15 protein-coding genes are annotated in these 21,201 nt (G+C 42.3%); 12 read left to right on the forward strand and 3 right to left on the reverse strand.

The window, feature by feature from the left end; translation table 11 throughout:
• Window positions 1-3: 3 nt before the first annotated feature.
• From CW749_RS26000 to CW749_RS26015, 4 genes are all read left to right on the forward strand, one after another.
• Window positions 4-1,278, forward strand: a complete 1,275-nt coding sequence (locus CW749_RS26000) for an AarF/ABC1/UbiB kinase family protein (RefSeq protein WP_101115370.1) — start codon at window positions 4-6, stop codon at window positions 1,276-1,278.
• Window positions 1,279-1,290: 12 nt separating this feature from the next.
• The gene (locus tag CW749_RS26005) at window positions 1,291-1,665 is read left to right on the forward strand and encodes a hypothetical protein (protein ID WP_101115371.1); all 375 of its coding nucleotides are present in this window, start codon (window positions 1,291-1,293) and stop codon (window positions 1,663-1,665) included.
• 153 nt (window positions 1,666-1,818) lie between these two features.
• Window positions 1,819-3,954 carry a di-heme-cytochrome C peroxidase gene (locus CW749_RS26010; protein WP_101115372.1) on the forward strand — a complete coding sequence of 712 codons (2,136 nt, stop codon included), beginning with the start codon at window positions 1,819-1,821 and terminating at the stop codon, window positions 3,952-3,954.
• Complete coding sequence (locus CW749_RS26015; protein ID WP_101115373.1) at window positions 3,955-5,175, forward strand: catalase family protein; 1,221 nt, start codon at window positions 3,955-3,957, stop codon at window positions 5,173-5,175.
• 114 nt (window positions 5,176-5,289) lie between these two features.
• Here CW749_RS26015 and CW749_RS26020 read toward each other — a convergent pair whose 3' ends face one another.
• From CW749_RS26020 to CW749_RS26030, 3 genes are all read right to left on the reverse strand, one after another.
• A complete protein-coding gene (locus CW749_RS26020; protein ID WP_237322587.1) occupies window positions 5,290-7,053 on the reverse strand; it encodes a diguanylate cyclase in 1,764 nt (587 codons plus the stop codon).
• A 593-nt stretch (window positions 7,054-7,646) separates the two neighbouring features.
• The gene (locus CW749_RS26025) at window positions 7,647-7,967 is read right to left on the reverse strand and encodes a hypothetical protein (RefSeq protein WP_101115375.1); all 321 of its coding nucleotides are present in this window, start codon (window positions 7,965-7,967) and stop codon (window positions 7,647-7,649) included.
• 2 nt (window positions 7,968-7,969) lie between these two features.
• Complete coding sequence (locus CW749_RS26030) at window positions 7,970-10,183, reverse strand: protein kinase (RefSeq protein ID WP_101115376.1); 2,214 nt, start codon at window positions 10,181-10,183, stop codon at window positions 7,970-7,972.
• 309 nt (window positions 10,184-10,492) lie between these two features.
• On the opposite strand from CW749_RS26030, the gene tagH reads away from it, so the two are divergent.
• From tagH to tssA, 8 genes are read left to right on the forward strand one after another with little or no spacing between them, the layout of a single operon-like run.
• Window positions 10,493-11,893 carry a type VI secretion system-associated FHA domain protein TagH gene (gene tagH, locus CW749_RS26035; RefSeq protein WP_101115377.1) on the forward strand — a complete coding sequence of 467 codons (1,401 nt, stop codon included), beginning with the start codon at window positions 10,493-10,495 and terminating at the stop codon, window positions 11,891-11,893.
• A 4-nt stretch (window positions 11,894-11,897) separates the two neighbouring features.
• Window positions 11,898-12,359: a type VI secretion system lipoprotein TssJ gene (gene tssJ, locus CW749_RS26040; RefSeq protein ID WP_101115378.1), complete on the forward strand. Its 462-nt coding sequence runs from the start codon at window positions 11,898-11,900 to the stop codon at window positions 12,357-12,359.
• Window positions 12,360-12,390: 31 nt separating this feature from the next.
• Window positions 12,391-13,716, forward strand: coding sequence for a type VI secretion system baseplate subunit TssK (tssK, locus tag CW749_RS26045; RefSeq protein WP_101115379.1), 1,326 nt, complete (start codon window positions 12,391-12,393; stop codon window positions 13,714-13,716).
• A gap of 15 nt (window positions 13,717-13,731) precedes the next feature.
• A complete protein-coding gene (gene tssL / locus CW749_RS26050) occupies window positions 13,732-15,060 on the forward strand; it encodes a type VI secretion system protein TssL, long form (RefSeq protein WP_101115380.1) in 1,329 nt (442 codons plus the stop codon).
• Window positions 15,057-18,581, forward strand: coding sequence for a type VI secretion system membrane subunit TssM (gene tssM, locus CW749_RS26055; RefSeq protein ID WP_101115381.1), 3,525 nt, complete (start codon window positions 15,057-15,059; stop codon window positions 18,579-18,581). Before tssL ends, tssM begins: the two co-directional genes overlap by 4 nt.
• Window positions 18,563-19,258, forward strand: a complete 696-nt coding sequence (gene tagF / locus CW749_RS26060; protein WP_101115382.1) for a type VI secretion system-associated protein TagF — start codon at window positions 18,563-18,565, stop codon at window positions 19,256-19,258. Before tssM ends, tagF begins: the two co-directional genes overlap by 19 nt.
• Before the next feature lie 13 nt (window positions 19,259-19,271).
• Window positions 19,272-20,057 (forward strand): protein phosphatase 2C domain-containing protein, encoded by a 786-nt coding sequence (locus CW749_RS26065; RefSeq protein WP_101115383.1) that lies wholly within the window; start codon window positions 19,272-19,274, stop codon window positions 20,055-20,057.
• Window positions 20,058-20,059: 2 nt separating this feature from the next.
• A complete protein-coding gene (tssA, locus tag CW749_RS26070) occupies window positions 20,060-21,187 on the forward strand; it encodes a type VI secretion system protein TssA (protein WP_101115384.1) in 1,128 nt (375 codons plus the stop codon).
• The last annotated feature ends 14 nt before the right edge of the window (window positions 21,188-21,201 follow it).

The raw sequence follows: 21,201 nt of genomic DNA on the forward strand, positions 1-21,201 counted from the left end.
CACATGACAGATATTCCAACTGGAAAATTGAGCCGTAGCTCTGTTGTTGTCGAAGCCGCTGTGAAAGCAGGAGCCAAAAAGCTCACACAGAAAGCCAAGAAATTCGCGGGGTTGGCATCGGCTAGGTCTAGTGAAGACGTAGAGATAGTCGATGAAGAAGTCGCGAAGATACTGTTTGGTGCGTTAACGAAATTACGCGGTACTGGCTTAAAAGTGGCGCAAATGCTTTGTATGAATCAGGTCTATATTCCTGAATCGATCAGAAAGGAGCTTTCCAAAGCCTGTTATCAAGTGCCGGGTATTAATAGAGCCTTGGTGAGAAAGGTGATTAAGGACCAGTTTGGTGACTATCCGGAAAAGATCTTCTCCAGCTTTTCTACCGCTCCTTTTGCCGCTGCTAGCCTTGGGCAAGTGCACCTTGCTTCGGATAAAGAGGGGAATCAGCTTGCGGTAAAAATACAGTACCCTGGGATTGATGAAACGATCCGCTCTGATATGGCTACGCTCAAACACCTCATTAAACTTCTGCCTAAGGAATACGATTTTCGCGAGCTTTTGCCTCACATTGAAGCGAGTTTGCTTGAAGAGGTGGACTATTTACATGAATTGGAACAAACACAGGCTTTTTCAGCCGACGACATTGAAGGTGTAGAAACCGCGAAGCCAGTTGAGCATTTGTGTACATCCAAAGTGTTTACCACCCATTATGTTGAAGGCATTCATTTAGATAAGTGGTTGGAATCCGATCCCTCTAAAGCGGATAGGGACGTTGTATGCCAAAAACTGGCGGATTTGCTTATCCATAGTTTAAAGAACGGGCAACGTTTTCATGCCGATCCGAACATTGGCAATTTCCTCATCTCGAAAGATCTCACCGTACACGTGATCGATTTTGGCAGCACCTACCCAATAGAAAGGGAAGTGGCAGATAACTTTCTTCGGTTACTCAAAGCTTACCGTGATAAAGACATCGCTATGGTGAAAACGCTAGGCGCCCATTTTTATGTTCAGCATGCATGCCCAACAGAACTGGATGCGTTTAATGCGTTATTCCCAGATTTTGTTAACTGGAAATCTAAAATTTTCTCGGAGCAAGGGTTCGATTTTGCTGAACATGACCACTATATGGAGCAAGGTTTCGAGATCGCATACAAGGCGCATCACAATGAAAAAATGCCGTTTAACCCTCGGGCGGACGTGCTGTTTTATGAGCGAGTTTTGTATGGCTACCTACAAATTTGCCAAGTGGCACAAGCAAAGGTTCGGTTTAGTCTTTAGAAGGGAAAGAATATGAATATTGCAAATTACTGGTGGTTAGGGGCGGGAGTCATGGCTATTTTTTGCGCTTTCGTACATTTAATAGCAGGGCATTACGATCCAGTACGTCCATTTCTACTTACAGACATGAAAACCAGTGTTAAAAGTACAATGTATGCGTGTTGGCACATGGTGACGATTGTGCTCTTTTCATCCGGTGTCTGGTTAATTTTCTCGGCGTACAAGCCCAACATGGATATTGGCGTTATGTTTATTTCCGTTCAATACATTCTGTTTGCGCTTCTTTTTCTCTGGGTGGCGTGGCGTTTACATTTGCCTAACCTTCTATTTTCTCTTCCTCAATGGATTCTTCTTTTACTAGTGGGTGTTTTGGGATTGATTGGCTAGGGAGGTAAAGGGTTGAGCTAAATGTGTAAATATTAGGCATTAGAAGGCATAAAGCGATAGTGAGATCTCCTTTTGGCGCTAAATTACTGCGTGTTTTGTTAATGTTTATTAACATTGTTGTTTCAGACAATTTATCAATGTCAGGAAGACAATGTGCAATTAGAAAAAACAGTTCAGTGGCTTATTCTGCCGTTCAAATGGCTTTTTAAAGCGCTACTAACAGCACTAAAGGCGATGTTCCGAGTTGTGTTAAGGCTCTTACTAAAAGTATACAAATGGGGGCTGGGGGTTATAAAGGCGTTATGGAACCTCTGGCTTTCCATTGGCCCCAAATGGGTAAGAGTTTCGATATTTTCAATCTTCGTTTTGGCTGTTATCTATTTTCAGGTTAAAGCGTATTTAGCACCTAACTTGACGGTGGAGACCGTGAATGAAGTTCATTATTTGAACAAAGGGTGGACTGAAAATGATAGAGAAACCTATTATTTTACTCCTCAAGGAACGGAACTTCTTGGCTTAGAATACAGTTGGTTAGTGAACCTCGAAATGCCTTTATCGAGAGGGATGCTAGCAAGTACCGATAACATGAGAGGTTGGGGGTTTATCGTGGACCCTGGTCAGCAGCCTAGTGTTATGAACCCCGGAAATTTACCCATCGGTTTCGGGCGGCACATCGATCCAAAAACGCAGCGTGAAAAACTGGACATTACGTGTGCGGCTTGCCACACCGGTGAGTTGCATTACCAAGGAAAGGCGCTTCGTGTCGATGGTGGACAAGCACTTCACAGTATTTCAAATGTAAAGCAAGGCGAGTTTATCTTGTCTTTGGGCGCTTCTGCCTTTCTTACTTATGCCGACCCTTTTAAGTTTAACCGCTTTGCCGACCGCGTTGTCGGGGAAGATATGGATAAGCGAATGAAGCTAAGAAAGGATCTAAAAGCCTTTCTCGTGAAAGGGTATGGTTTTGCTAAAACAGCAGGTAACCCTAAGTTCTATCCCGTTGAAGAAGGCCGAGGAAGAACAGATGCGGTAGGCCGAATCGGGAATGTTGTGTTTGGTTACGACCTAGATGAACCCAGCAACCTACGAATCGCAGATGCCCCCGTAAGTTACCCTTTCCTCTGGGATATGTGGCGATTTGATTGGGTGCAATACACAGGATTTACCAACCAGCCGATGGCTCGAAATATTGGCGAGAGTTTGGGGGTTTTAGCGCCAATCAAATTGGTGAATGACAATGGTGAACTCCTTACATCAGACGAGTTTGGCGAAACGGTCATTGATTTACCGGGAATGCATTGTATAGAAGGTAAATTAAGAACGTTGGAACCGCCTAGGTGGCCAGAAGAGATCCTCGGCGATATCGATATTGCTATGGCGACACAAGGAAAGAATTTGTTTAGTGAGCGCTGTGAGTTTTGCCATGGCCCTCACCGTTCAGAATCCTATCAGTGGCCAGTAGCATCTCATGAAGGAGCGAATCCAGCTCACCAAAATGATGTGAACTGGCAATGGGATATGGATGGCGACATTACCTATGAAGCGGGCAGAGCGATCCGTCAGGACTGGCGTGAGGTTGTGTGGGCGTTACCGTGGATTGATACCAAAATCATCGGTACAGACGCTACAGCGGCGAATAACTACATGGATCACAAATACGATGCGAGTAAGATTATTCCTGATTCAGCCCCAGTCAATGCAGGAGATGGCTTGCAGATTTTACTGAATCAATTGATTCCGAAATTGTACCAAGACGACCATATTGATAAGTCTCTGATCCCCGAGTACGACGGTTTAAACATCCCTTTCCGAATAATGAACAAGCGAGCCTATAAATCGAGACCGCTTCATGGTGTTTGGGCAACGCCTCCGTTCCTGCATAATGGTTCGGTTCCGTCTATTTACCACTTACTTTCTCCGCAAAGTGAACGACCTCAAGCGTTCTATGTTGGAAACCGAGAGTACGATCCTATTCATTTAGGTTACGTGACAGACAACAAACAAGGCGCCTTCTTACACGACACAAAAATCGATGGTAATGGCAATAAGGGGCACTTGTTTACCGATGCAGATGTCACTGGTCGGATAGGTACATTACTGAGTGTTAAAGAAAGAATGGAACTGATTGAGTACTTAAAGGTACTTGGAAATCCGGATTATGATCTGGCGTTAGAGGGCGATCCTCAAAATTGGAATCAGTATGTAGAAGCGCCTTATTTCGAATCTGAACAAAGAGCCTGTGAAGCGCGATTCGAATCGGCTAAAAGCCATCCTTTGGAGGTGCACTAAATGGTTAAATTAACGTCAATTTACTTAGGTGTGGCGGCGGCTTTGGTTTCTTATTCCTCTTTTTCGATGGATGAAGTGTCGGCTGAAATGGGAATGTCGCAACCTGAATTTGATGCGGTGCAATCCTCCATCATCAGTGCGCGCGAGATTTCGCGCCGTGCTGAAGAGTATAATGGAAGGCCGTACAGGCGAGATGCTCACGCGAAAGCGACGGGGTGTGTGCGAGCCACATTTACTGTGAACCCAGATATTCCAGAAAGATTCCAGCAAAGCTTATTTAGCAAGGTAGGGCACGAGTACCCAAGCTGGATCCGTTTTTCTAACGGTGACATGCTCGTTCAGGCAGATAAAAAGGGCGATGCTCGAGGCATGGCAATCAAGGTCATGAATGTTGAAGGCGATCCAATTGCTCCAGAGTTGGGGCATTCTGGGAATCAAGATTTTATTATGACCAACGTTCCTGCTTTTTTTAACCGCAATATATTTGATTACGCAGAGGACATGCTCTTTTTAGCGAAGTTTGAGCGTACGAAGTGGTTTATCAGTTTCTTCCCTCCTAGGTTTCATCCCAAACAGTTTTATCGCGCCGTTCAAACCGTAACTACGGTAATTAACACCCCGTTAGATGCTCAGTATTTCTCTATGCTTCCTTACCAACTGGGAAGTAATGCGATCAAGTTTTCTACAAGGCCGTGTCAAGGAATGGAGTTTCCATCAAAGGTGGATAAATCGCCTGAAAACTATTTGAACACTCAACTCCAAAATCAACTTTTAAATGGAGACGCGTGCTTTGAATTCATGGTGCAAGAGAAGCTTACTGGCCACTACATGCCGATTGATGATGCGACGGTAATTTGGTCTGAAAAGGCATCTCCCTTTATTCCAATTGCGACGGTTTATATTCCGCCTCAGTTGATAAACAGCCCAGAACAAACGGAGTTTTGCGAAAACGTTTCTATGAATCCTTGGAGAGCCGTGGGTGAATGGGAGCCGCTTGGAAGTTTAAACAAAGCACGAAGATTGGTTTACAAAGCGGTTTCTGATTACCGTCATATGATGAACAAGGCAACCGTGCCAGAACCCACATCGTGGTGCTTAAAAGAAAATCAAACCGAGAAATGTAAAATGGAAAGAATCATATCGTCTACGCCAGACTGGTCATGGAAGCGAGATTTTGACTACCTCGCCAAGCCACTGGATGGAAATAAAGATTTCTATTAGAGAGATGAGTGATTCAATCTGAGCTTAAAAAAATAGCCCCTACGCATTTGATATGTGTAGGGGCTTGGGCATGTGTAGAGGTTTGAGCGCTGAGTAACGTTAGATTAACAGACTCTAATCAACGACGACCTTATTCCTTCCTGAGTATTTCGCCCTGTACAACGCCTTATCTGCATTTGTAATCAGTTGATCGATGTGTTTTTCGTTATCCAAAACAGAAATACCGACGCTGGTGGTAAAGCGAACTTGTCTTTCACCGTTGTCTATGGATATGTTTTCAATCGTACTACGTAGAAACTCTGAAATATCCATCGCCATCATTTGATCTCCATGGAATACCATGCAAAATTCTTCGCCGCCCAATCGACCAAAAATGGCGTTGTCGGGAATATTGCCTGAAATTGTGCTGGCAAAAAGCTTGAGCGCTTTATCGCCCGTAGAGTGACCAAAGCGATCATTGATTTCTTTGAAGTGGTCTAAATCAAACATGACGACTGCCAAAGGTTTCGATTCTAACATACTTCGATCAAATGACTCTTCTGCGAGTTTCATAAAGCTACGACGGTTACTAATACCAGTAAGAGGATCGGTTCTAGCTTCAATTTCTGCTCTTTGCTTTTCTTGCTCTAATGCTTGTGTGCGTTCAGAGACCAGCATTTCCAGCTCATATTTAGCTCGCTCCAACTGACGACGATATAAGGTTTCAGCGTTGTCTTTTCGTTTACGGAGTTGTAGTAAGCGAATACCCATCGCAACGAGGATGACACCCATTTCACTGAAAGAGGCAATTACGGGCCAATAATACGTCGCAAAGTTATGCTCTACGTACCCTAAATCTCTCATGGCCTGAGCAAAAAGCCCGGCAACTAAAATACCCCATGCAACGGTGTAGATGGCAGAGACTAGAGACCCTTGGATCCAGCGAATAATGCCGGCAACAGCCATAAAAGGGTAGAGCAGTAATGCGATAGTAATAAGGACTATGGAGTAGGTTGTTTCCCTAAATAATGCTGCTAAAGCCAGTAGGAATGCGTTCAAAATCATAAAACGAAGCACCCAATCCAGCTTTGGGGTTTTTTCTTTCGTTTGAAGCATTGAACGGACAAAGATAATACCAGTCATGATTGAAATTGCGCCACCTAACGACATCAAGCTCCAATGAAAATTGTCTTGCAAGATGAACATGTGGGTGAAGCCCAGAATGGTTGGCCAAGTTAATATTTTGGCGATGGCATAAATACCATACGCCATATAAACTTTGTCGCCAGAGGCGCCACCAACAACAAATGACGTTAATGCCATAAGAAGTAGGCTACCAATACCAACTGAAATAAGCGCAATTTCAACCGATTGACTATAGTTTAGGTTATCTGAAGACCAGATTCGCATATCTGGAAAAACATACCCTTGACCATCGGATCCGTAACGGAACATATATTGATATGTTTGGTTAGGTTCCAAAGTAACGGGAACGACAAACCTTAGGTGCGGAACTAATCGTTCAGAGAATGAGTTACCTAAAAATTGGTTTGCAATCATAGAGTAATGATTACTGGAAACAGAGCGTTGGTAAGCTTCTAAGTAGATGAGTTGGTGGTCTATATACTCTAAATTGAGAGTGACTTTTTTATCACTTGTATTGGTCAGCGCAAAAATACTCCAAAAGGCACCTGGCTGCAAACCAGTAGACCCCTTAGTACTAAGGGGCTTGAATTCTTGATTCTCAAAAGATTGAATAGCGTCTTTAATGTCCGCTTTGCCCGAAGCATCGTGCCAAAGAAGGTATCGGCCGGTAAGGCGTTTGCCATTTTCTTCCCCAGTAACTTCGATAGGGAATACAGATGCGGATGCACCAGCTGAAAGTAATAATTGCAACATAGCTATTGCGAAGATGCTTAAAAATCGCGCTAACATCCTTGGTTTTATTTTTATCATTGAAATGCAATAGCACGTAACAAGTGCTTTCCTCGTTCCATAATTCGCTTAGAAAAACAACACAACAGTATTGACTTTTATTGTACTACGTTATGTTGTTAAATTTTATTGATAGTTATAATAATATTGAATTATCTAGAAAGTCATAAAAAATTACTCTATTAGCTCAAGATTAGCTTACTAGATCATCAGTAAGATATATCGATCTTAAAAATGATACAAACAAAATGAGCAATTACATGCCAAAGACATCCTCTTCCTAAGGATAGGGCTTAACTTTAGTCGATAATATTTCAGAAATAATGACAAATTACAGAACTGAGGATTTTGAAAGGTCAATTTTTTGAACTGATACAGGTGAGCAACAGGTTTTTGACACTGGTTTATAAAAGTCTGTTCTTTTATTGAGAATTTCGAGGGGAATATAGAGCTTTTGTCTTAGCCATTTCTGTGGAAGAAATTGGACGCGAATTAAAAGCCTAAGAAAAATGAGCCAGATTTACCATCTGGCTCATACGTTAAGAAAGAGAATTGACCTAGTGATTTCTACCTAAGTTGAGAGCGACAATATCGCCTCTGTCCAATTTAAGGTGCAGTTGATTGAGTGAAGACTCCAAGTCGAAAACACCGACCGTTAATTGGTTTGAAGTGGATACCTGATTAAACAGAGCGTGATAGTTAACTCGCCTGATCGATGACAGATTTAACCACTGTTTCGAGTTCACTCTATCCGCAAATTCTGAAGCATCGCTAGGAACTACTTCTTTTGGAAGCAATAGAAAGTGGTTTCCGTATCTATCCGTTACCAATGTGTTGGCCTGCTTTGCTTCGTTGATTAATTTGAATAAGTTTTCCAAAATTAACCGCCTTGCTTAGACTGCTCAACTTTCTGCAATAATTCATTGGCCTTTTTCATTGCAGCTCTTGCCTGCGAAGCCTTCCTCTTATTCAGCAATAAATCAGACAGCTCCAAGTAGCGATTCGCTGTATCGGATCTTAGCTTCGAAACGTCTCTAAAGTCATTAGGCACTTTGGTTGCAAAGTTGTCGATGCTTCCGACGAGGTTATCCAATTCTTTAATGGTGTTGGACGCATCAAGTGAAGAACGCAATGTGCTTAATTCTTCTACGTATAGAACACGAGCTGCTTCGTATGGATACGGCAGTGTATTACCCGAGTCTAAACTCAGTTGATAGGCGCTTAGAGCTTCGATGGCAGCAGACATTTCATTGCCTTTTTGAAGCAACGGTTTGTGTTGTTCAACACTTTCAAAAAGAGTGTTGCCAACCGCGATCAGTTCGGAAAGGGTGACAGTGTCTTTATCTTTTAGTGCGGTCTCAAATTTTGAACCGTAAACGTCGTTAGCGAGTGAAGATGGTTTGAACTGGTAATCCGAGTTAATGGTTTGTAGATCTAGGTACAAGGTGAAAACATTGTCTTTTTTATCCGCTTTACTATAGCGGCCTTTTTCAAGGTGAGTATTAATTCGCTGTGCCAATACAGAGAGGGTCGATAATTTGCTGGAGCGAATATCAGCGACAATGGTTTCCAGTTCGTGAGAGTCTGGATAGTACTTTTTAGCCTCGACCAAAACCTTTTCTATGGAGTAGTAGTTCGGATACGAGCTTTCTCTATCGTTTAATATTTCGTCTATCTGTGTTTCAAACTCAGAGATAATTGCGTCTTTATGGTGACGCAAAAGTCCTTGCGATATTACGTCATGATGGCTTGGCTTACTGTCTATCAGTTTTATGACTTCGCTATGCGATGTTTCAAGCAGGTTATTATGGTCTTGGATACTCGTTTCTAATTGGCCAATACGAGCTTTATGAAGTTCGATTTCGGTTGTCAATTGACCGTAACCATAGCCTAGTATTCCAATGAGCCCGATTATTGCCACTCCAGCTGCAATTGCTGGGGTGTGGTTTTTATGCAAGAAACTTTTTATTTTCTCAGCTGAGTCGAGTTTTGGAGCGCTCTCTAGATCAAGGTAATCGTTGATCGCTTTCCACTTTGTGACCGGCATATTGTCCGGTTTTTTTGCTTTTAAGTTTTCTTTCAAAGCAACGTTCGCAGGTTTACGACCATAAGGGTGTTTGCAACTTAGAAGTTCGTAGGCGATGCAGGCAAAAGCGAATAGATCATCAGTATGCTTAGGATCTTTGCCATCTATAAGATTAATGGAAGCATAGTTAGGTGTGTATCCACCGACGTTATCGTTAGTCTCTTTACGAGCTGCGGCATATTGGTCTTGCTTTAGTTTAAATGTTTTGGATACGCCAAAATCAAATATTTTAATCTGACCATCAGAGTTAAGCATGATGTTTGCCGGCTTAAGATCGGCATGCACTATGTCTTGGTGATGTGCGTAATGAAGTGCATCCAGAATTTGATCTAATAACGCGAGCGCTTTTCCATATTGCAATCCCGATGGGCGAGAGCGCTGAATAAGCTGCTCTAATGTTTCCCCATCAAGGTATTCCATTACGAGATAGTAAATTTGTTGATCGACACCAAAATCGAACACTCGGATGATATTGGGATGGCTTAATTTCTGCGTATTTTGTGCTTCTCGAATCAGCATTCGAGCCGTTTCAGGTTGGCTTGTGTACTCTTTTTGTAAAATCTTTAAAGCCACGTAAGGAGATTCAGAACCCGAAGATTCCAATACTTTGTCTTTAGCACGGTACACATCACACAACCCGCCATGACCAATCAAGGCTTCTAGCTTGTAGCGCCCTTTAACTAGAGTGCCAACGAGGCTTTCAGCGTTTGAAACGTTTTGGGTGTTTGTTGCTTTTTTTTGCGGTGGCTTAGTTGGTGATTTTGAGGATACAGGGCTTACTGTTACGTCTTTATCAGTTGGTTTAGAGACTGCAGGGGTAGTCTTTGTTTCTGAAGGTTTGGGTGTTGGTTCTACCTTGCTTTTCGGATCCGGCTTGCTCGACGTTTTTGAAGGTTCTTTCGCTTTTGGCGAAGGAGTATTAGGTTTACGGTCCATTTTAACAATTTGAGTGCGATCACCATCTTGTGGTTTTGTCGGCTCTTTAGGGGGAAGTTTATCTTTTGACATCTAGCGAACTCCAAGTTGAATGTCAGTAAGGTTAGGCACCCAGAATTTCGAAACAATTACTACGAACGAAAGTTTCGGCTTAGATAACAGTCAAAAGAAAATTGGTGAAGGAAATATTTTTTAAAATTTGAACTGCGCTGTATAAATCATTTTCCGTTGCAAAATATATTTCAAATTAATAGTTATTTTAATCATAGTTCAGGCTAATTTAATTGGCATGTTATTGTTATATCTATCATTGATAATGAGAGTAACTGTTTATTCTTTTTTATAAAACTAAAATTTATAGAATGTTGGTTTGAGGTTATTATGGGAATAGTGCTGTCTATAAACAGCTTTCATAAATTCACATCTGAAATACAGAGCGAATTTGAATTTAGTGATAATAATGTCAAAGATTCAATTAAGCTTGGGCGAGCAGAAAGTTGTGATTGGATATTACCTGACCCAGAAAGAGTGGTTTCTAGTGTTCACGCCGAATTAATTCGATTTGGTGAGGATTATTTAATAAGGGATCTATCAACAAATGGTTTATTTATTAATAGGTCAGTAACTCCAGTTGGTAGTGGTAATGAAATAAAACTTAATGATAACGATATCATTACGTTTGGCGAATATGAAATATTAGTAGAACTTAAATCCAGCGCTCAAGATACCCTTCATTTTCATAATGACACCGATAACCACGATATTTTTGGTCAATCAGACATAAGCAGTTTTGAACAATCAAAACCATTCGAGTCTGAGATGACAAATAACAAATTTCAAGATGACTTTGTAAATAGCTTGTCTAATGAGCCAGTTTTCGAAAGTGATATTGGTCTTACAGACGATTTCTTCAATTTGTCTGAAACTCATGTAACCAATGAACTAGTGGGAGACACGCCCGTAGCTGAAAATGTGCAGCAAGCGCAGTCTACGCAAGCCCGTTCATCTCTTCAAAGTTCACCCGTACAGAACAAGGTCATTGAAAAAGAAGAGGCGGTATTACAAGCTCCATCAAATCCGCAGCCTCTTTCTCAAGCACCGAGAAATGAAATTGAGCGACCAATGCCGGGTAGATCGGCTCCTCGTCCAAGCCAGCCTCAGAGAGCGCCAGATTCACCTATTCAAGCAAACACGCAAGCCAATTCCAATGAATTGGATGCATTTTTAAGTGGTCTTGGAATATCTCGAAATATGGTTCCATCTCAGCATTCTGATGAGTGGTTCAAGCAATTAGGAGAGTCCTTTTCATTGCTATTAGGTGGCTTAATGGACACGCTTCATCATCGTGCTGAATTTAAGCAAACTAATCGATTGAACCATACTGCATTTCAGCGTCATGAAAATAACCCACTTAAGTTTTCCGCAAATTTAGAAGACGCAATACATAATTTATATAACCGCAACTCTTCAAGTTTTCTCGGCCCACAAAATGCAATACAAGAAGCGTTTGATGATATAGAAAAGCACGAGAAAGCGTTAATGCAAGGGGTAGATGGCGCTGTTAAAGGTGTTATGGGGTTGCTTAATCCAGATTACATTTCATCTATGAATGCCGGTGATGGCGTATTAGAAAAAATAATTCCAGGAAAGACTCAAGCAAATTTTTGGAAGAATTACGAAAAACAGTATTTAGATCTAACAAATGAGCTGGAAGGAAATTCAATTCCATTTTATTTAGAAGACTTTGCGAAATCATACGAAATGGCTTTGAAAAAAGGGTGAGGACATGAATATTAAAACAAAATTATCAATAGTAAGTTTATTTTTTGCATTTCTGCTTACGGGTTGCTCAGTAGCAAATTATGTTGTTCCGGCTTATGCGACGTTAGAGTTTGAAGTGAGTAATAAAGCGAACCCAGATCTAAATGGGCGTCCTTCTCCCGTTGTTATTCATGTATATGAACTGACTTCAAATACACTTTTTGAAAGCCAAGATTTCTTTTCTCTTTACGAAGAACCTGAAGTTGTTCTTGGTCCAGATTTAATTAACAAGCAAGAATTTACATTCGCACCAGGAAGCGTAGAGCAGTATGAAGTAAGCATGAATGCTGAAGTTGAATACGTAGGTGTTATTGCAGCATACCGCGATATTGAAAATGCAAACTGGCGTAAGATTATCCCTGTAGATAAGACGGGATACGACAAACACAAATTAATTATTGGTGAACTTTCAATCGCTGTTGAGTAATTTCTGAAGTACAAATAGGTTTTCTAATTTAATGAGTGATTTTTCTCCCATCGCGTGGTGTGAGGGCATGTTTTTGCGCCCTCAACACTTCCAGCAGCAAGAAAGAGCCATCAATTTTGAGGCGAAAGAAATTCAACAATTGCTTTCCCCTTATTCTTGGGGTGTCTCTTCTATAAAATTTAACCATGCCTTATTGAAAGAAGGTCAACTTCATTTAGAGCATTGTCAGGCAATCATGCAAGACATGACTTTAGTGAACGTTCCAGTTAAGGATAATTCACCTAATCCGCTAAACGTTGATCAGGAAGCGAAGGATGTGTTCATTGTTCTTGCGATCCCAGCGGATAAAGTGCGCGGACAAAACATTGCTTCTGATACTGAGGAGCTGGTCACTCGTTATATTTATGCGGATCAGTCGGTTACTGATGTAGTCACAGGGCAAGATGAAGAAATATTGCAGCTTGCATCTCTGCGCATCCAGCTAAAAGTTACTAACGATAAGTTACCTGGCTATCACTCTATTCGGGTAGCAAAGATCAAGGAAGTAACGACGGAAGGAGCAATTGTTCTCGATCAAGATTTTATTCCGCCTTCTTTGAATGCTAATAAAAACGAGACTATTCATAAATATCTAAACAATATTGTCGCGATGATAAAGATACGTGCGGATGCTTTAGCCCAGAGACTAGGGCAAGGTAAATCGGCATCGGCATCTGCGGTTGATTTTGTCATGTTACAAATGCTAAATCGCCACGAAACAACGTTACGACATTTCAGCCAGTGTGCTGACTTGCATCCTTTTCAATTGACGACCGCGTTGTATGGCTTGATTGGCGAACTCGCGACATTTTCCACTAAGTCAAAACGTCCTCCTGTACTCCCAAAATACAAGCATGGTGATATGGCTGAACTCTTCCACGTGGTTCACCAAATGCTCAGCCAGTATTTAAGTGTGGTACTGGAGCAAACGGCAACTAAGTTACCACTTGAAATCAGACAATATGGTATCCGTGTATCCAGTATTCCAGATAAAAACATCTTGTCTAAGTGTCAGTTTGTTTTGGCGATAAAAGCGGATGTTGCTAGTGAAGAATTGCGAGCAAAACTACCATCACAAATTAAGTTGGGCCCTGTCGAGAATATTCGAGATCTCATCAACAACCAACTACACGGTATCGCCATTTCACCGTTAACCGTCGTGCCTAGGCAAATTCCTTATCAAGCAGGGTACCAGTATTTTGAAGTGACTAAGAAAGGTCCTTACTGGCAACGCCTAAAAGAAAGCGGTGGTCTTGCTATTCATATATCTGGCAATTACCCAGGTATTGATATCGAGTTGTGGACAATTAACCAATAAAGTTGAAGTAGAGAGATGGAAGACACTGTAATGAAGCCCACTCCAGGGCGAAGAGGTGGTGCGAAACCTGCACCAGCAGCGCCAACACCGCCTACTCCACAAGAAGGCGACAGCACAGTATTACTTACAAAGGTAATTCGTGAAGAAAAATCATCAAGCGTAATTGCATTTGGAAAGAACTTGCTCCTTGCTGAAGCCAATGTTGTGTTGTCTTTAGTGGGGCAAATTCGTGCGACGGCTCAATATGGTGATGTGCAACAACTACGTGATGCATTTGTGCAAAAAGTCCGTGATTATGAAACGCGCTTAAGATTACAAAATGCTCGTAACCAAGATATTGATACGGCACGATTTTGTTTGTGCTGCCTTATTGATGAAACCGTTTTGAATACGGTTTGGGGTGGTCAATCTATCTGGGTGGACAATTCACTACTCTCTACTTTTTACTCTAATACGCAAGGTGGAGAACAATTCTATGACTTCCTCGACAAAGCCATGTCTGCTCCTACGGAAAGTTTAGATATTCTTCAGCTTCAATATATTTGTATGTCCTTAGGGTTCGTTGGGCGTTACCGTCTTGAAAAGAATGGAATCGAATCTCACCGCAGTCTTAGGCTAAGAGTGCATGATGTTATTACTGCTGTAAGCGAGCGCCCACCAAAAGTACTTAGTGACGGTTGGCAAGATAAGGTTCGTATCGGTGAAGAGACGACGGAAAGCACACCTGTATGGGTAACCTTATCAATTGCGGGCGCACTATTGGCAGCAACGTATATGGGGTTTAATTACAAAATCAACGAAGAGTCGAATCAAACATTTGCAAACCTACTTAACCTTATCCCTTCAGTAGAGATAACTGAATCAACACCCTTGGCAGATGTTGCGCCTGTAGCTAAGCGTATTCAAGACTATTTAGCGACAGAAACAGAACGTGGGATGGTTGAAATTCAACAATTGCCAGATCGAGTGAGAATTTCTTTCTCAGCCAATGAATTGTTTGATTCTGGAAGCGCGGAACTCGTGCAGCACATCCGCCCAGTATTGTCCAAAGTAGGGCGCTCACTTGAAGGGACCAAGGGTCGAATCATGATTGTGGGGCATACCGACAACAAACCCATCTTTACCAGTAAATTCCCATCTAATTGGCATTTATCTCTTGCACGAGCGACATCAGTTACAAATCACCTTGCGTCGAGCAGTAACTTGGTTGGCCGATTGATTCCTGAAGGAATGGGGGATGCAAGACCTCTTGTTGAGAACGATACAGAGGCAAATCGTGCGAAAAACCGACGAGTCGAGATTGACTTAATGGTGGTTCAAAGAGCAGCAGGAGAAGAACAGTGAGTTTGAAAGCGGTAGGTAAATTTGTCAGCCAAAAGTGGTTTGTTGGCTTAATCGGTTTGATCGCCCTTTCTTTAATGATCTGGCTAGTTGGACCTCTGATCGCGGTAGCGGGTCATGAGCCTCTAAAGAGTGAAACATCGAGATTTCTAGTCCTACTTGGCCTTATGTTCATCTGGGGTGTGGTTAATATTCGTCAACAAAAGAAAGAGAAAAAAGAAGAAGACGAAAGCATACAGTCGCTACTTGAAGTTAACGCACAAGAAGATGAAGAATCGGCCGCGGAGATTGATCTGTTAAAAGGTCGAATTGACCAAGCGATCCAAGTATTAAACAAATCCGGCAAGCGCGGAAAACAAAGTATATACAAGCTCCCGTGGTACGTTTTAATCGGCCCTCCAGGAACGGGTAAGACTACGGCGTTAGCAAATTCTGGTTTGGAGTTTCCACTGTCTGACAGTTTAGGGCAAGACCCTCTTTCTGGAATTGGCGGAACGAGACATTGTGATTGGTGGTTTACTAACAAAGCGGTACTTATCGACACTGCGGGTCGTTATACAACTCAAGACAGTCATTCAGAAAAAGACTCTAAAGCATGGTTAGGCTTTTTAGGTTTACTTAAGAAGTACAGAACCAAGCGTCCGATCAACGGAGCGATAGTAGCCGTTAGTTTGGTTAGTTTGATGAGTCAAACTCGTACTGAGCGAGGAATGCATGCTCGAGCAATCAAAGCACGTATTCAGGAACTAAAAAATCAGTTAGGAATGCAATTTCCTATTTACATTGTATTTACTAAAGCGGATTTAATTGCAGGCTTTAATGAGTACTTTGCCGATTTAGAAGATGAGGAAAGAGATCAGTTACTTGGGTTCATGTTCCCAGAATCTTGTGATGACGAAAAAGGTGTCATCTCTCTTTTCAACAAAGAATTCCACCACATGCTCGAGAGTCTAGATAAGCGCATGAACAAGCGTCTTGAGCAAGAAACCGATCTAGATAAACGTGCGCTGATTTTTGAGTTCCCCAAACAACTTCGTATGCTTCAAGCCAATGCTGATGAGTTTTTAGGTGACATTTTTGCCAAAAATGCATTTGAAGAGTCCACGATGATCCGTGGTGTGTTTGTCGTTAGTTCGGTGCAAGAGGGGATGCCTATAGACCGTGTGATGAATGAAACTTCATCGGGTCTTGGACTGTCTCAGCTATCTCTTAAAACAAGCTCTAAAGAGTCGGTAAGCTACTTTATTCGCTCTCTGTTTGAAGACATCATTTTTAAAGAGCAGTACCTTGGCAGTGTTAACCGTCATCACCAAAAACAAAACCGTTGGGTGAAACATGGCGCGTTGGCACTGAGCCTGACCAGTGTTGCGGCATTTGGTGCGATTTGGTTCCAAAGCTTCCAATGGAATCAGCAGCTTATTGATGAGTCGGACAGCAGGATTGCAGAAATCGACAGTCAAGTGAAACGCATTGATTTTAACTTTGAAGACAATCTAATTGAGTCATTGGCATTACTCGATAAAGTCATGCAGTTACCAATGGGTTACGCGGGTTACTACGAAGATGTCGATGGAATCAAGAAGTTTGGTTTGTACCAAGGCGACAAGATTGGTCAGCCTGCAAAAGCGGCGTATCACCAAGCGTTAAAGGGGTACTTTTCTAAGCTTTTAGAATCTGCGTTGATTGAAGAAATGAATGAAAATCAAGCGCACCGTGAATACCTGTATGAAACCCTAAAAACCTATTTGATGCTGTTCAATACAGAGAGATTTGATCTTGTTCATGTAGAGAGTTGGTTTGAGCTTTATTTCGAAAAGAATTTCCCTGGGGAGTTCAATGAAGAAAAGCGAGCTTCGCTCATGCAGCACACCAAAAACCTACTTCTAAATGACGATATAGGGCTGTACGTTAACCACGATGCGGTAAGAGATGCGCGGAATGTTCTTACACAGCTGCCTTTGGCAGAGCGCGCCTATCAGCGTATGAAATTACAGTTTATTAAAAGCCACGTTCCATCTTTCAGACTTACCGATGTATTGGGATCTCAGAGTCTGAGTCAATTTGAAAGAAAGAGTGGAAAGCCCCTATCTGCAGGTGTTCCTGGTTTCTACACGTTCAATGGTTTCCACAGTATTTTCCAAATGCAAATAAGCCGTACGGTGAAGAACTTAATGGAAGACAACTGGGTGTATGGAGACAACATTAATATTCATACTGTCGATCATGATTTGGCAGTTAAGGGCGTACGCGAGAGATACTACCGAGATTACATTTATGAGTGGGAATCCCTAATTAATGACATCTCTCTTAAAGCGACCCCAAGCTTAGAGTTAAGCCTGATTCAAAGCCGCATACTTTCAAGCTCAGAAAGACCCATTGAGTCCTTCTTGAAAGCGGTACAAAAAGAAGTATCGCTTACAAAAGTTTCACTGAGCCAGAATGAGAAAGTTGCCGCGGAAGTCGCGACGAAAGCTGCAGATGTCGCTCTTCATAATAAGAAGAATGCCATTGGGCGCTTTATGCCTACAGAGAATACTAATCTTGCTATTTCGCTTCCGGGTAAAGAAGTAGAAAGGGCATTTGAAGGCATTGTAAAGATTGAGCAGCAAGACTTTGAGCTTATCAACCAGTCTTTAGTTGGTCTACGTGAGTACTTAGCTGATCTTTCCAGTTCTGGTAACAATCAAAAATTAGCCTACAAGAGCATTTTAGATGGCACGGTGACTGAAGACGTCGCTCGCTCTCTTAAACGCACAAATGCCATCTTACCTTCACCATTCAACCGATGGTTAGTGGGCTTGTCTCATGAATCAACACGCTTGGCGGAAAAAGGTTCGCAGGTACACCTGAATCAGATTTGGAAATCACAAGTCGTGAAGGCGTACGAGCGAAGTATAAAGGGACGCTATCCATTTAGCCCAGCGGCTAAAAGAGAAGTGAACCTGAAAGACTTCAAACGCTTCTTTGGTTACGGCGGAACGTTAGACAGTTTCTTCACTGATTACTTAGAACCATTTGTTGATACATCTGGGCGTAATTGGCGTTTTGAGAAAGAAATCGGCGTTAGCCAAGAAACACTTGTTGTATTCCAGCGCGCAGAAAAGATACGCCAAACGTTTTTCGAATCAGATAACTCAGTCAAGATCGACTTTGGGTTGAGACCGAAATACCTCGATCAACACATTTCAAAATTTAAGCTTGAGCTGGGTTCTCAAAAGTTGGTTTATAGCCATGGACCTGAAAGGACACAAAGTTTGTCGTGGCCTTCAAGCAGTTCAGAAACGCGCATTATATTTATACCGCCGAACTCCTCGCGAGAAATATCTCATACCTACGAAGGACAGTGGGGGCTTTATAAAATGCTAGATCAATCTCTAAAAGCACGTCCTGAAACAAGAAAAGACAACATCGTAATGATTGATCTTAAAGGCAATAAAGTTCAGTTGGAGTTGATCCCAACCAGCACAATAAATCCATTTTGGTCGAACGATATGGAGCGTTTCTCATGCCCTCAAACCTTATAACAGAGCAATGGGGCTACTTTGGGAAAATTCCAGCAAAAGGGGACTTTATCCAAGAGTCCCTGCCATTGGATTTTCTAAAAACTTGGCAAGATTGGCAGCAAGCGATTTTAGCGGTTAGTCGTGAACAGTTAGAAGAAAGCTGGACAAACCATTACATGAATGCGCCGATTTGGAATTTTGCATTACCCGCCAATGTTTGTGGTGAAAAAGCCATGATTGGCACGATGATTCCCAGCGTAGATTCGGTAGGTCGCTATTACTTTTTTACGTTAGCACGACCTGTAGACGGAACGGCAATTTCATACTGGTTGGATAGAGCTTGGAGTGAGAGGGCTGAAGAACAGGCGCTAGCTGTGCTTGAGGATAATTTCCAGATAGAGCAATGGAATACTCAGTTGCTAAATGAAGCGTGGGAAGCGGTTCTAACTCGCGATCCGGTTTTAAAAGCGACGCCAATGAGTGGTGAATTTCAAAACCTCATTTACGAAGAACAAATTCCGTTAGAAGGAGATCATCTCCTTCAGCATTTATTGAAAACGCAACTTCCAAGAACGTGTTTCTGGTGGACGGAAGGATCGGAAAGTATTCCGGCTATTTCGACCTTTACCGATGGCTTGCCAGCCGTTGGGCAGTTTTCAGCCATGTTGGATGGCAATTGGGACCAATGGAATTGGTAAGGAGTAAAACGTTATGAATTGGAATATCTTTACCTTTTCAAAAACCCACCCGGGGAAAGTGAGACCTTACAATGAAGACTCACTTCTTGATTTGTCTGCTAAAAGGGTTTGGGTAGTAGCAGATGGTATGGGAGGGCATGAAGCTGGTGACATCGCGAGTCAAATGTTGGTCGATACAATTGAAAAGTATGCAAATGAGCATCAAGACTTTGCAATTGACGATCTAAGACGTGCAGTACTTCAAGCTAACCAGTCAATTTATGAATACGCGAAATCAAACCTTGACGGCAAAACCATGGGAACAACATTGGTTTTGTTATACATACAAGATGGCTTCTATCACTGCCTATGGGTAGGAGACAGTCGAATTTACTTGATGAGAGACAACCAACTTGTACAAAAAACGCGTGATCACAGCCAAGTTATGGATTTGGTTGATCAAGGGTTATTGAACTTCGATGATGCAGAGAGCCACCCGCTTGCCAATGTGATAACGAGAGCTATCGGCGTTGAACCTGATGTCGTTATAGATCAAGTATCAGGTCAGTTGGTGCCGGGCGATCAGTTTCTATTGTGTAGCGATGGATTAACCAAAGAGCTTAACAACTCAGAAATATCACGAACGTTACAAGCTGATGCGGTAAGCCAGTCAGGGTTAGCCTTAATGCATTCCGCTTTAGTTCGCGGTGCGCAAGATAACGTGACATGTGCGCTTATCAAGGCGATGGCAGCCGAGTATTCCGCAGAAGTCGCACAATCGAATGATGCAACCGTTCCTATTTTTGCAAGAGGTCGCTAACCATGGTGTATGAAGCGTCAGATTTTGAATGGATAGAGCAGGCACTTTTGCCTATTTCAACAGAGCTTCCATCAGGTAATGATCCAAGGTCAGATATCAGCCCTCAGTCTGCCTATTTTCGCTTGAAAGACTTGAGAATGGTTGCCCGAAATGAAGAGCGAAATGCGGTCATTTCAGAAGAGCCTTTGTCGAGTTATGTAAATTTATGGAGCGGTTTCTTAGAGACAGTACCTGAACAGCTTACTGGGCAATCCAAAGACTTAGAACTCGTAGCATGGTTAATCGAAGCGATGACCCGAGCGTATGGATTCAAAGGTTTTGCCGAAGGTTATTCTCTGGCAGCAGGTTTGATTGAAGGGTTTTGGGAAACACTGCATCCAATGCCCGACGAAGATGGAATAGAAACACGTGTTACGCCAATTATTGGTCTGAATGGTATGGAAAAGGAAGGGACGCTACTGTTTCCTATTTCATCCATTCCATTAACAGAAACTTATACCGGTCAGTCCTATGCTTACTGGGAATATCAGCAAGCCATCGATTTAGAGCGATTAGATGAAGACAAGAAACGTCAAAAAATTGATTCAGGCGCCGTTGATCTCAAATCAATTCAAGATGCCGTAGCGCAAACATCAAAAGAGTTTTACCTACAGCTGGGCAGTGAATTAGAGCAGGCAATTGCTGCATTTGATCGATACAGCCATTCCATGGATGAGGCTTGTGGTGAGGTTATGCCGAGCTCTCATATCCAAAAGAAGCTTGAAGCTATTCAATCTGCGCTTAATCACTTGGCGGGCGACAAGCTAAAGGCGGAAGCTGACCCCGTATTGGAAGACTTACCGACGGATACAGAAGAATCTAACACCGTTGAAGCAAGTGCTCCAGTTCAAGCAGGGCAGCTACTTGCTGCCAATTTAGCGTCTAGGGAACACGCAATTGAACAGCTACAAAAGATAGCGGAATTTTTTAAAGAAACTGAACCACACTCTCCCGTTTCGTACTCAATCGAACAGGTGGTGAGGTGGTGTGATATGCCTTTGCCGGAGCTACTGGCAGAGCTTATTTCTGATGGAGAAGCCAAGAATGGCTACTTCCGTTTGGTTGGCATAGTAGACCAAAATGGTGAATAACAAAAAAGGGAGAG

The sequence above is a fragment of the Vibrio sp. vnigr-6D03 genome, from assembly GCF_002835515.1.
Taxonomy (GTDB): Bacteria; Pseudomonadota; Gammaproteobacteria; order Enterobacterales; family Vibrionaceae; genus Vibrio; species Vibrio penaeicida.